The following is a 13751-nucleotide window of genomic DNA, read 5'->3' on the forward strand; positions in this document are numbered from 1 at the left end:
AAGGCAAAGGATGAAAACCTCTGTCACTTTGTACCTTTGTAACTTTGTACCTTAGATTATTACTTTCTTCTGAGCAAAGCTTCCAGAAAATAATAATCAGCGTAAATTATAGGTTCGTCAATTTCATCGTGTTTTGGCCAGTTTCCTGTGCTGTGATCGAGTAGGAAAGGAGCTTTGATATTGGCATTTAAAATATATTTATCAGATTGTACCGAAGTCATTAATTTATCGGCGAAAGCCAAATAACTTTTATTTTTGGTATAACCGTACAATTCATATAATCCTGATGCCATGACCATTGCCGCAGAAACATCTCGCGCAGCATTTGGAATGCTAGGATCTTTAAAATCCCAATACGGAATTCCGTCTTCTGGCAGGTTTTTATTCGTCATAAAAAACTTTGCAGTTGCTTCGGCTTGTTTCAAATAGGCAGGATCTTTTGTATATCGGTATGACATTGTGAATCCATAAACCGCCCAGCCTTGACCGCGAGCCCAAACAGAATCATCATTATAACCCTGAAGTGTAGTTTTCTTTCTGACATTTCCTGTTTTCGGATCGTAATCAATAACGTGGTAACAGCTGTTGTCTTCTCTAAATTGATTTTTTAAAGTTGTATTGGCATGCTGAATTGCAACTTCACGATATTTTGGATTTCCAGATAATTTTGAAGCTTCAAAAAGCAATTCCAAATTCAGCATATTGTCAATAATAACTGGGAAATCCCAGATTTCTTTATTGAAATCCCATGAACGAATCGAACCTACTTTTGGATCAAATCTTGTGCATAAAGTTTCGGCGCCTTTAATAATTACATCTGCAAATTCTTTTTTGTTTTCGACTTTAAGCGCTTCTCCAAAACTGCAATACACTTTAAAACCTACATCGTGAGAATTACGGTTGACACTTTCTTTTTTGCTGAAAGCGGTCCATTTTTCAGCTTGTTCTTTGTATTTAGAATCGCCGGTAAGTCGGTATAATTGCCAAAGATTCCCGGCAAAAAAACCGCTTGTCCAGTCTCTCGACGGCACTTTATGTATTTCATTAGTTTTGACATTCATGCTGCGAGGCATCGACAGAGAATCGATCGGATAATCGAGCAACATTTTATAACGTGTATCCAACAGTGTTTTTGTCGTTGGAGAGACAATTGTTTTTTGAGACTTAATTCCGGATTTGCATGCCGTTGTCAGCGATGCAAACCCTAGAATCAAAGAAATGAAACTAACTTTATTCATATTTACTAATTAATCATTTTTAAAAAACCACAATTACTTGGTTTTAAATTTGGGTTTGGGATCATTTCTATTTTTTTATTAAATGTAATTAAACTATATAAGTTCTTGCGTTTCTATGTGTCAAAAACACACATATCAAAAACACATCATGTGTAGAATTTGATTTTTTGGTTGGTGAACATTCATTGTTTTGGTTTAAGGTTAAGGTTAGATAAAATAGAAAAGCAAAAGACTCATTCCGATTATGATGACGACAAATAAAATTTGAAGAAATAAATAGTTCGGTATTTTGATTTTCATATGGCAAATGTAGATGCCGAAAACGATATAGAAATACAAAAAAGGGTATCTAAAAATACAGATACCCTTTTTTAAGCCCATAAAACAGTGGGATTGCTAAATTACAACAGTAGTTTTGTAAAATTTGTCAGCATATTGTGATGGCGTTTCGCCGTACTTTTTCTGGAAGCATTTACTGAAATATTTCGGATTATTGAAGCCCACTTTATAGCTGATTTCAGAAACAGTTAACTTGTCTTGTTCCAATAATTGAGCGGCACGTTTTAATCGAATTTCATGAATAAATTCGTTTGGCGTGCAATTTGTCCAGGCTTTGATTTTTAAAAACAACATCGTTCGGCTGACACCTAATTCAGTACAGAAAAACGGAACATCAAATTGTTCATTCGAAATATTCTCTTCAACAATTTTAAATGCTTTTTTCAATAATTCTTCATCTATTGAAGAAACTGTAATTTCCGACGGAATAAAATTATCTTCACTTGAAAATTTGATTTTTAAGCGCTCGGTTGTATTCAAAAGATTTTTGACACGAAGCTTAAATTCCATTAAATTGAATGGTTTACTGATATAATCATCGGCACCACTTTCAAGTCCTTCGAATTTATAAACCAATGAAGATCTCGAAGTCAGCAAAATAACCGGAATATGACTGGTTTTAATGTTTTCTTTTATTTTAGCACACAATTCAGTTCCAACCATTTCAGGCATAATAACGTCGCTGATAATCAAATTCGGAACAAATTTTAATGCTTTGTCTAGAGCGATTTTACCATTTTCAGCTTCAATAATATTGTAATCTTTTTTGAGTAAGTTTTTCATGAACTTTCTCAAAACCTTATGATCTTCAACGATTAAGATTGTCTGTTTTTCTTCGTTTACGATTAAATCTTCAATATCTTCATTTTCTATCGCTTCAGAAGATTCAAGTTGAGCGTTATATTGTTCAATATCATCACTGATTTTAAAATCAGAAATAATTTCGCTATCCAAAAGATGTTCGCGTCCAAGCGGTAAAGTCACTTTGAAAATAACACCGCCAGTTGGTTTGTTCGTAACATCGATTTTTCCTTTGTGAAGCTCAACAATGTTTTTCACAATCGAAAGCCCGATTCCGGTTCCTTTATTATAGTTTTTCTGAACTTGGTTATGTGTCGGAACTTCAAAAAACAAATCAAAAATCTTATCAATATGTTCCTCGGAAATTCCAACTCCTGAATCTTCAACAGCTATAAAAAGATGCTGCTGATCGTGATTGATTTTAACATTAATAGAACCGCCTTTTGGAGTATATCTAAAAGCGTTCGAAATCAAATTATAGAAAACACGTTCGAGTTTATATCGGTCAAAATACACCAGCATTTCTTCGTTTTCAGCTTCAAATGTGTAATCGTAACCTCCATCTTTGGCATATTCTATAAAAGACAAAAAGATTTCTTTGGTAAATTTTACAATATTTCCATTTGCCGATTCCAGTGCAACCTGATGATTTTCCAGCTTTCTGAAATCCATTAAACGATTGATTAAGCCTAAAAGATGATTCGCGCTTCCTTCTATAACTAAAAGCTTTTTATACATTTCATTGGTTCCGTTATAATCGGCTAATATTTGTTGCAATGGACCTAAAATCAGCGTTAAAGGCGTTCTGAATTCATGCGAAATATTAGTGAAGAAATCCAGTTTTAATTTGTTATTTTCTTCAATTCGCTGTGTTTCCAGATATTCCAGTTCGAGTTTTTGTTTCAATCTGGCTTTTGATTTCATAATCCAGATCAAACCGTATAATCCTAAACCAATTATAATTCCGTATAATAAAAATGCCCAAATACTGCGCCACGGAGCCGGATTTACAATAACGGTCAGTGTTGTTGGATTTTTGTTCCAAACGCCGTCATTATTCGCACCACGCACTTCAAATGTATAAGTTCCCGGATTTTGAATAGCAAAATTGGCTTCGCTGTTTTTGGTTATTGTCCAGTTGTTTTCCAACCCTGTTAAACGATAGCTATATTGGTTCTTTTTTGATCGAATGTAATTTGGAATCGCAAAACTGATTGAGAAATTAGCTTTGTCATAATCCAAAGTAATGGTTTTGGTATATCCAATGCTTTTTTCTAAAATGCCTAAAGAATCATTTGGGTTTGTCGTTTTATTTTTGATTTTCAAATCAGTAATCAAAACCTGAGGCGCGTATAGATTTTTAGAAATTTTTCGGGAGTCAAAATAAGTTGCTCCTGAAGGGCTTCCGAAATAAAATGTATTGTTATCAAGTTTTAAAGCTGCATTATCATTAAACTCATTATTGGCTATACCATCTTTTTGATCATAACTAACAACTGTTTTTCGGGTCGTACTGTATTTTAAAATTCCCTGATTACTGCTAATCCAAAGGTTTTTATCATCATCTTCCAAAATAGAATGGATGGATGTAACAACCATATTTCCAATTTTCAGGTTGATTCTGTTGAATTTTTTTCCATCAAAATAATGCAATCCTTTTGCTTTTGTTCCTACCCAGATTTTATTCTGAGAATCCTGAAACAATGTTAGAATATCATCTCCGGATAAAGAAACATCATCATAAAAATAATGCTTTACAATATATTTATTGGATTGGAAATTTTGAAGCCCAATAAGATTCAGTCCACTCAGAGTTCCCACCCAAAGCCTTTTTTGCTTGTCAACAAAGACTGTTCGCACATAATTATTGGTTAGATAATTTGCCTTTGTAGTATCATTTCTAATAAATTGAAAATCTTTAGAAACAGTATTATAACGAACTAATCCTTTGCTAAAAGTACCCATCCACAATACACCGTTTCCTTCTGTTTTGATGGAATAAACTCCGACATCTTTTAGCGAATCCTTTAATTGAGGTGAAATTCTGTTGCTTTCAATACTTTTAGTCAGGGTATTATAAGCTGAAATTCCTTTAGAGAAAGTTCCCATCCATAAAATATTATTTTCTGCAACGCACATTGATTTAATATCATTTATTGGCGTTTGTCCAATTTTATTGTTCAGGTAACTCGTAGTTTCTGTATTTTTATTGTAAACGGTGATGCCGCCACCTTCGGTTCCAAAATAAATATTCTGATTTTTGTCGGCCACAATCGAACTTACGACATCATAACTCATCGGAATCTTTTTCGAATTCTGATCGTAATTGAGGAAATTTACACTTGAAATATCCCACATATTTACGCCTTTGTAATAACAACCAATCCAAACGGAACCTTTTTTATCGATGAAAATTGATTTTACTTTTTCGATTCCGCTGTTATGATTACTATTACTGTAACTATTGTTATTGTTTATCTTTTGAATGCTTTTATCTTCTCCTAAAATATAAATTCCGTCATAAGCACCAATCCAGATCGAGCCTTTGCGATCAATAGCCAAAGCACGAATTTCATTGTTGATTTCTTTGCGTTTTTCCTCAGATAAAAACGAAACAAAACTGTTTGTTGATGGGTTAAATTTTAAAAGTCCTTTGTTTTTTGTTCCAACCCAGATATTGCTGAAACGGTCTTCAGCAATTGCTGACACATTCAATACGTCAATATTATTTAACGGATAATTTTTAAAAGAAAATTTTCCATTTTTTCTACCTGTAAATAAACACAATCCTTTTGTAGTTCCAATCCAGACTTTGCCTTTTTTAGTTTTAAAAATACTCAGAATATTATTGCTTGGAATTGATGCAATATCAGTAGCAGAATGAACAGCAGAGGAAAATTGCCCTGTTTTTTTGTTGTAAACAGATAATCCTTTTGAAGTTCCAAACCACATTTCATCACCAATTTTCTTGATACACCAAATAGTATTGCTATTTATGGTATGATTGGTCTTGTCATTTAAGTATCGCTTGAAAGTATTACTAACGGGATCATAACAGTTCAGACCATTATAAGTTCCAATCCATAATTTTCCGGAATTATCTTCTTCAATAGCTAAAATGTCATTACTGATAGACGTTTTGTTGGCAACATCATTCCTAAAAACGGTGAATCGGCTGCCGTCATATTTATTGAGGCCGTCGCGCGTACCAAACCACATCTGTCCAAATTTATCCTGATGTATGGCAATAACAGAATTCTGCGAAAGGCCGTCAGTGGTTGAAAAATTTTTAAGTCGGTATTTATTCTGGGAAAATAAATTTCCTGAAATAAAAAGTAAAACTAGAAAGACGCTCGTGTATTTCATAGCATTTATTTTTTTGGTTAGAGTTATATTTAAGGAGCAAAGGGGCAAAGCTACAAAGGGACAAAGATTTCAATAGAGAAAGCCTCTGAACCTTTGTAGCTTTGGGCCTTTGTTCCTATTTCATGCGTTTACTTAATTGATAATCGTATAATGATGGAATTTTTTCAATTGGTTTATTTAAAAACTCTATATACGGATCGACGTCATATTTGATTTCAAATTTTGCATTTCCATGTACACCGATAATCCTTGCGAAAGCGCCGTCTTTCATTCCGTATAGTAAAACCGGTTTTGATTGATCGGGATTCTCAACCTGAACATTCAGATTCCAAAACGTACTGTAAGGTCCGTGAGAAGGCTTCCAATATTCTGCTCCGCCGCCACCAAATAGGGCATAACTATTATTTTTGCCTGCTTTAAAGTGAACCGTAATATTGTCAAATAAATTTTGATGATTGGCTCCTGAATGCTGATCTAAAACGGGATCTTTAAAAATCTCACAGTTTTGATAGACGTTTTTAGTAGCAAAAGTGTTGAAACTTAACGGATGAACGGCTGAATTATAAATTTTGAGATTCTTAACCAAAATATTATGGACACCGCCTAAAGTTACTGTGTAATGTGCTAAATGCGTTCCATCTGTAGTAATATCCTGAATCGTAGTATTTGCGACTTCTTCGGCTAAAATACCGCTATCGGCATTGGTTATTTTGATATCTTTAACCCAGCTATTAAAAAGGCGAGTCAGGAAAATTCCATTATTTCCGGGTTCAACATGATGTGCGACTCTTGGGATATCTGGAAAAGTAAAACGAAGATGCTCAATCCCAACTTCATTTAAATGTTTCCATTCGATTAATTGCGCCTGATAACTTGGTTTTATTGAAATAGTCAACGGCGTTTTTAAAGTGATTTTTGAGCCAGAAATTTTAGTGATTTCAACTTGTTGTCTCACGATAGGAAGTTTTGGAAAATTCCAATGATGTGAACCTGGTTTTACTTTGGCTCCTTGGTATAAATCTTTGATGATTTCGCCGTTTTCGCCATCTTTATTAAACAACTGCAATTCGACAATATCACCAACTTTCAAACCTTTTATATCAGAAACTGTAATACTATGTTCGCCCATTTTTCCTGAACTGACTTTCGCCAACGGATTAGATTCAGGCTCATATTTATCCAAATACGATTTTACTCTTTCACCCGGAACTTGTGTCCAGATAAAACCGCCAGACCAAGCATATTGTGAAAAAGGCAAATCAATATTGTTTTCTGGTTCGCGCTGTCTTTTGTCTAAAGTTGTAAGATATTCTCGAAGTTCAGCCAAAGCATCTGAATCTTTAAGATACATCATCGGCCTTGGACAGTAGATTTCGGTTCCGTTTTCAGCAGAACCAGCACCGCGAAGCACAAAATTACTTCTTTCGATATACAGAATTTCGCTAAGAATAATTTTTCCTGCAGGCAATTGAAGAATTACATTTCCTTCAACGGCATTAGCCGCTTTGAAAGCTTTTAATAATGCTTTTGAATCATCTAATTCGTCATTAGCTTTTACTCCAAAATCAACTACATTAACTACTTTTCCATTAGCATCAGGAATTTGGCTTTCGCCGAAATGATAGCCAGCATAGCTAAAATCCGGAAGATAATTGGTTTTTGGAGAAGTAATAATGGTAGGTAATTCCTGCGCCAGTACGGTATTTATAAAAAGACTACAAGAGATAAAAATGACTTGGCGAATCATGGTTTTGTGGTTTTATGGTTAGTTAGTTTTTTTTACCACAAAGTCGCAAGGAACGCAAAGTTTAAATTTCTTGCGTACTTTGCGACTTTGCGGTGAAATTTTACACGGATCGCTTAATTCCCAATTCAAGTCCGCGCAATTCTGCAAGGCCTCTTAAACGGCCAATTGCAGAATACCCAGGGTTTGTTTTTTTCTTCAAATCATCCAACATTTGATGTCCATGATCCGGACGCATTGGCAATTTGCTGTTATTTCTTTTTTCGACTTCGAGAATCGCTTTTACAACTTCGTACATATCAACATCGCCTTCCAAATGATTTGCTTCGTAGAAACTTCCTTCTTCGTCACGTTGTGTACTTCTTAAGTGAATAAAATTCATTTTATCGCCATGACGTCTAACGATTCCAGGCAAATCATTATCAGCGCGAACACCGTATGAACCTGTACACATTGTAAATCCGTTTGATTTTGAAGGAGCTGCGTTCATTAACTCAATCAAATCTTCTTCAGTACTAACAACTCTCGGCAAACCTAAAATCGGGTAGGGAGGATCATCAGGATGAATCGCCATTAAAACACCTTTATTTTCGGCAACCGGAATAATTTCTTTTAGAAAATGAAAAAGATTATTCTTTAAAGCTTGTCTGTCAATATGATTGTAAGCGCTTAGCGTTATCAGAAAATCTTCAACACTATACGCTTCTTCAGCTCCTGGAAGTCCCGCCAAAATATTTTGTTGTAATTTGACTTTATCTTCTGCAGTCATGGCTTCAAAATAGCTTTTTGCTTTTTGAATTTGCTCTGAGGAATATTCGTTTTCTGCTCCTGGTCTTTTCAAAATGTACAATTCAAAAGCAGCAAAAGCATTAATATCAAAACGAAGCGCTTTAGAGCCATCTTCAACGGTATAAGACAAATCGGTTCTTGACCAATCTAAAACCGGCATGAAATTATAGCAGACACATTTGATGCCGCATAAAGCCAAATTTCGAATGCTTTCTTTATAGTTTTCAATATATTCCAGATATTTTCCAGTTTGTTTTTTGATGTCTTCATGAACCGGAATACTTTCTACAACCGACCAAGTCAAACCAGAAGCGCCTTTTTTAGGATCGCCGTCTTCGTGTTCGATTTCAACTTTTCGTTTAATGATTTCTTCAATGCTCCAAACTTGTCCGTTTGGAATATGGTGCAATGCAGTTACAATCCCGGTTGCTCCGGTTTGTTTGATATCTTGTAAAGAAACAGGGTCATTTGGTCCGAACCAGCGTAATGTTTGTTCCATTTTCGTGTTTTAAAAAATTAAATACTCGTAGCGGCAAAACCACCATCTACTTTTAATACTGTTCCCGTTACGAATTTTGACATATCACTGCACAAGTATAAAAGTGCACCGTCAATATCTTCAGGTTTTCCAAATCTTCCCATTGGAGTTTGTCCGATGATTTTTTCACCTCTTGGCGTTAGATTTCCTTCTGGAGTAAGCAACAAAGCGCGATTTTGTTCGCCAATAAAAAATCCTGGAGAAATAGCATTTACACGAATTCCCTCGCCGTATTTTGAAGCTAATTCAACCGCCATCCATTGTGTGAAATTATCAATAGCCGCTTTTGAAGCTGAGTAACCCACAACTCTTGTCAAAGGTCTTTGCGCCGATGCCGATGAAATATTGATAATGTTTCCTGATTTCTGTTTAGCAAAAAGTGCTGAAAATACTTGTGACGGCAACATTGTTCCGATGATATTCAAATCAATAACTTGCTGTAAATCTTCGGTTTTCATGTCATAAACCGCTTGATCTGGCTGGATTGTTGCGCCTGGCATATTTCCCCCGGCAGCATTGATCAAAATATCCAGGCGACCATATTTTTCAACAATATAATCTCTTACTTTTTCTACTTCTTCTTTATTCAAAACATTGGCCTGAACCGCAAAAGCCTGACCTCCGTTTTTTTCTATATGTTGTACTGTATTTTCGGCTTTTTGAAGCGATTGCGATACAATCCCAACGATTACGCCTTGTTTAGCCAAAACGTTTGCAAAGTTGCTTCCTAATACGCCGGCACCACCAGTTATAAGTGCAATTTTTCCTTTTAAATTAAATATTGAATCCATATAAATTATTATAGTTTTCTATAAGTCTGAATGATATCTATGACTTTTTCAGTTTCGTTTTTGATTGCGGCATAATCGCCTTCGTTCATGCGTTTTTTAGTAATCAGTTTGCTTCCCATTCCTACTGCAGATACTCCGGCAGAAAACCAACTGTGTATACTCGCTGATGTGGTATCAACACCTCCTGTCACCATAAAAGTTAGATTTGGAAAAACGTCTTTGATGCTGCTCATAAAATCTGGTCCAAGAATGTTTCCTGGAAAAAGTTTTATAAATAAAGAACCGGCATTTTCTGCAGCAATAATTTCGGTTGGTGTCATACAACCTGGAGCGTAGAAGGCATTTTTATTTTTCAGAAAAGCGGCAACTTCAGGAACAAAGCCCGGACTTATGAAAAAATCAGCACCAGCATCGTGAAAATCTTTGGCTTGTGATTCATTTTTTATTGTACCGATTCCTAAAAGCATTTCCGGCATTTCAATATTTCTGATTTCCACCATTTTTTTGAAATTCACTAAAGCTTCAGAACCGCGGTTTGTATATTCGACTGCTCTTATGCCAGCACTGTACAAAGCACGAAGCACTTCAATACTCACATTTTCATCTGTATTGAAATACAAAGGAAGCATGCCTTGCTGCGAAATGATTTCTATTGATTCTGGAATTGATTTCATAACTAAATTTTTACTTTAAAAACTAGCTTTTTCAATGAACCATCACCAATCATAGCGGCGTGAACATCCTCTGGAAATAAAATAGTAAATTGTTTTTCCTGTAATTGAAAAAACATGTCGGGTTTGTCATGAAAAAAGCGAACATCTTTTTCATCACTATAATCTCCATTTGGACTTACACATTTTTCTCTCGGTTTCCATGCATAAGTTTCCGGACCTTTTACTACAATTTGTATGTCAATGTTTTTGTCGTGACATTCAAAACCTTTGATGCTCTCTTCTTTGGTCATTCCTTCGCCAGCAATTACGATTACTTTTAATCCTTCGGTAATTTCCAAAACACCTTCTTCTAATTTGCTAATGTCATTTTGATCTACAAAATCAAAAGCTTTTTTAAAGTTTGGATGCAAACCGTAATATTTTGCGGCATTGTGTAATGAATCTACTATCATTCTTATTTGATTTTATATTTTGTTTTTTGAATAATTCTTCTTTGTCAGAAACACAAAGACAGAGGTTTCATTTTTCATTTAAATTAAAAATTCGTGCCTTTAATTATTTGGTATAAAAATATTTCTATTTTTAATTTAAATGATTGTATTTAAAACACTGGTTATTAATTTTTTGTGATTTATTTTGTTGTTTCGTGTCAGGTTTTGTTTTTTTTATTATTTAACTGCCTGAAAAGGATTGTTTTATCTTTTTACTTTATTTAAATCTTTTATTTAATTGATTTAATTAAAAATGTTGAATATTAATTAAATACAGTTTTATATTGTTAAAATAACTTTCAACTTTTTAAACAATTAAATTCAAAAAATAAACACAAATTGTTATTGTCCTTTTTATCATTTGTGTATTTTTGCGTGTACGCACACGGTGTTTTGCAAATGTATATAAAAAGAGATGTAAAACAACTTATATTTGATAAAAAAAATAATAATTTTATACAGCTAATCCATTCTTTTAACCTAAATATCAGAAATATCATAACAATTAAAAAAATAGCAGAACTTGCTAATGTATCGCCAGGAACGGTTGACAGGATTATTCATAATCGCGGGCAGGTTGCACAGGAAAATGTAGATCGAGTTAATGCTATTATTGAAGAATATGGCTATAAACGCAATATTTTAGCGAGCAATCTGGCATTAAACAAGAAGTTTCATTTTGCTGTTTTTTTGCCTAAATATGAAAATCTGGAATATTGGAAAAGTCAGATTTCAGGTGTAGAAAAAGCGGCAGAAGAGTTTGGGAAATTTGGGGTTGTGCTGGATTATTTTTTCTATGATTTTAACAAGGAATCTTTTCAAAAGCAAATTCAAAATGTAATTGATTTTGATTGTGACGGATTGCTTTTTGCTCCCATTTTTTATGAAGATTCTGTTCGGTTTTTGAATGAATATCAAAAAAAACAGATTCCGATTGTTATGATCGATTCGAATATTTCTGAAGAAAGCGAACATGCTTATGTCGGTCAGAATGCTTTTCAAAGCGGTTATCTTGCCGGAAGACTGATTAGTTTTGCGGTAAAAAATAAAAGAAAGGTTTTGGTTTTTAAAATAACAAGAGAAATTGAAAGTACATCAGTTTATCTTCAACGAATCGATGGATTTTATTCTTATTTTAAAGACCATGATGAACTTACCAATTTTAGTTTTTCTGAAATTACAGTTAAAGATTCAGGTACAGATCAATTGTGTATGGAAATGTTTAAAGACATTCACAGTGTTTTTGTGCCCAATTCAAGAGCTTATATTGTAGCCCGATTTTTAGAAAAAAATAATATAAAAGGCGTGAGAATTATTGGTTTCGATTTATTGAAAGAAAATATCGAATACCTGAATAAGGGTATAATTGATTTCCTGATTAATCAAAGACCAGAGGAGCAAGGCTATATGGGAATTAATTATTTGTACAAAAAACTAGTACTTCAGGAAGAAACAGAATCAACAAATTATATTCCGTTGGAAATTATTTTAAAAGAGAATTATTTTCCGAATAAAAACTAATGGTTTTGCCCACGGATTATGCGGATTTTAACAGATTATCACAGGTTATTTTTCACTCAACAATGAATATTAAAATCTGTGTCAACCGGTTAAAATCCGCATAATCCGTGGCCAGATAAAATTACTTCTTCACCTTAACAACAAGCGGATTATTTATTTTCTCAGCAAAAGAAGTTAAATACGTTTCCCATTCTTGTTTGTTTTGAAACGGACTTCCTTTTTTCCACCCAAAACCGGCGTAGTAGATTGCTTTTCCGTTTTTAACAGTGATATTTCCGTACAAATTGCTTAATTCTTTTTCGTCTGTCACGTGATTATCAAAGCTTGTCATGGCGTTTTTTGGAGCTACTAATCCCATTCCGATTTCTGAATCGTCGATTGGTTCCCAATAACTCAACCAGCCATTTTTTAAGTTAGTTCCAATAGTTCCTTTTTTCTCGTGAAGTGTTATTCCGACAGCAATAGTTGTAGTTCCAGTAACTGATGTTTCATAACGAGAAAGATAACTTCCGTAATCTAAACTGATTAATTTAGATTCTGTTATTTTATTTCCTTTCGCATCCCAATCGGCATAAGTCAAAATAAAACTCGTTCTGATAGGTCCCGTTGTAATCGTTTTCCAGCTGACAAAATTCTTCGAAAAATAATATTTTCCGTCCACATTTACGGCAATTCCGCCAATTCCACGACTGTCGCCAACCTGAAAATTATCTAAACCTTCTCCAGTATCTTTATGATAAGTTCCCTTTCCTGTAGTCATTTTGTCGTACCATTTGTTGATGATTGGATAATCGACTCTTTTTAGCCAAGCATCTATACCGCTTGTCAAAGCACCTCCAGAAACTTTATTTTCGACCATTTTTTGTGCCACTGGACCATACGCTCTAAAAGCAACTTTGTTGTTTTCCCATGCATAATCATCTATTCTTTCGGGTACAAATCTAGAATAACAGCTTGCAACTTGCGAAGCATTCGGATTGGTTCCTACTAAAATTTCAAAATTCTGTTTTGAAGAAGCCTTGATTTTTGGCTGAAATAAAAGCACATCCATCGTTCCGTCGCCTTCATTATCAACTGTTTGGGTTTCTAGAAATAAATTGGAACTTTTATCCTTTATAGTGTAATTTTCAAGTTTAGCATCGGCAGGTAATCCAAGTATTTTTTTAGTTAATTCGACTGTTTCAAATTCTCGATCAACTTTAAGCGAATTGGTAATTGTAATGGTTTTGTTTTGAGAATGCATGGCAAAAGTGCTTGCCAGAATGGTAGTTAGTAAAAGATGCTTTTTCACAATTTGTAATTTAATTTTTTAGGAAATTAGTTTGATAGTATTTTATAAAAGTACAAATTCTAAAACAACTGTAAATACGGAATTGGGGTAATTCTGTACAGAAACCAGGAAATGAGTTTTTCAAAATGAATGTCAAAACTATAGAACCAGATATTTTAATTCAAAAGT

The 13751-nt window shown here is 34.1% G+C and carries 9 protein-coding genes; 1 reads left to right on the top strand and 8 read right to left on the bottom strand.

What is annotated here, in order from left to right:
* Positions 1 to 59: 59 nt before the first annotated feature.
* The 7 genes from GQ47_RS17675 to GQ47_RS17705 all read right to left on the bottom strand — a co-directional run bounded on the left by GQ47_RS17675 (position 60) and on the right by GQ47_RS17705 (position 10732).
* Complete coding sequence (locus GQ47_RS17675; protein WP_035651190.1) at positions 60 to 1238, bottom strand: glycoside hydrolase family 88 protein; 1179 nt, start codon at positions 1236 to 1238, stop codon at positions 60 to 62.
* Positions 1239 to 1634: 396 nt separating this feature from the next.
* Positions 1635 to 5744 carry a two-component regulator propeller domain-containing protein gene (locus tag GQ47_RS17680; protein WP_035651193.1) on the bottom strand — a complete coding sequence of 1370 codons (4110 nt, stop codon included), beginning with the start codon at positions 5742 to 5744 and terminating at the stop codon, positions 1635 to 1637.
* 115 nt (positions 5745 to 5859) lie between these two features.
* Positions 5860 to 7491, bottom strand: coding sequence for a hypothetical protein (locus GQ47_RS17685; RefSeq protein WP_035651195.1), 1632 nt, complete (start codon positions 7489 to 7491; stop codon positions 5860 to 5862).
* 100 nt (positions 7492 to 7591) lie between these two features.
* On the bottom strand, positions 7592 to 8776 hold the full coding sequence (uxuA, locus tag GQ47_RS17690; RefSeq protein WP_035651198.1) for a mannonate dehydratase: 1185 nt from the start codon (positions 8774 to 8776) through the stop codon (positions 7592 to 7594).
* Between the two features lie 17 nt (positions 8777 to 8793).
* Positions 8794 to 9606, bottom strand: coding sequence for an SDR family oxidoreductase (locus GQ47_RS17695; protein ID WP_035651201.1), 813 nt, complete (start codon positions 9604 to 9606; stop codon positions 8794 to 8796).
* 8 nt (positions 9607 to 9614) lie between these two features.
* On the bottom strand, positions 9615 to 10280 hold the full coding sequence (locus tag GQ47_RS17700) for a bifunctional 4-hydroxy-2-oxoglutarate aldolase/2-dehydro-3-deoxy-phosphogluconate aldolase (protein ID WP_035651203.1): 666 nt from the start codon (positions 10278 to 10280) through the stop codon (positions 9615 to 9617).
* 2 nt (positions 10281 to 10282) lie between these two features.
* The gene (locus GQ47_RS17705; protein WP_035651206.1) at positions 10283 to 10732 is read right to left on the bottom strand and encodes a NanQ anomerase/TabA/YiaL family protein; all 450 of its coding nucleotides are present in this window, start codon (positions 10730 to 10732) and stop codon (positions 10283 to 10285) included.
* Positions 10733 to 11170: 438 nt separating this feature from the next.
* Here GQ47_RS17705 and GQ47_RS17710 point away from each other — a divergent pair, with 438 nt between their 5' ends.
* Positions 11171 to 12292 carry a LacI family DNA-binding transcriptional regulator gene (locus GQ47_RS17710; RefSeq protein ID WP_081909376.1) on the top strand — a complete coding sequence of 374 codons (1122 nt, stop codon included), beginning with the start codon at positions 11171 to 11173 and terminating at the stop codon, positions 12290 to 12292.
* A gap of 121 nt (positions 12293 to 12413) precedes the next feature.
* On the opposite strand, the gene GQ47_RS17715 is transcribed toward GQ47_RS17710, so the two are convergent.
* Positions 12414 to 13583, bottom strand: a complete 1170-nt coding sequence (locus GQ47_RS17715) for a DUF4861 family protein (RefSeq protein ID WP_035651209.1) — start codon at positions 13581 to 13583, stop codon at positions 12414 to 12416.
* Positions 13584 to 13751: the final 168 nt, after the last annotated feature.

This window comes from Flavobacterium sp. ASV13 (assembly GCF_000745775.1).
GTDB lineage: Bacteria > Bacteroidota > Bacteroidia > Flavobacteriales > Flavobacteriaceae > Flavobacterium.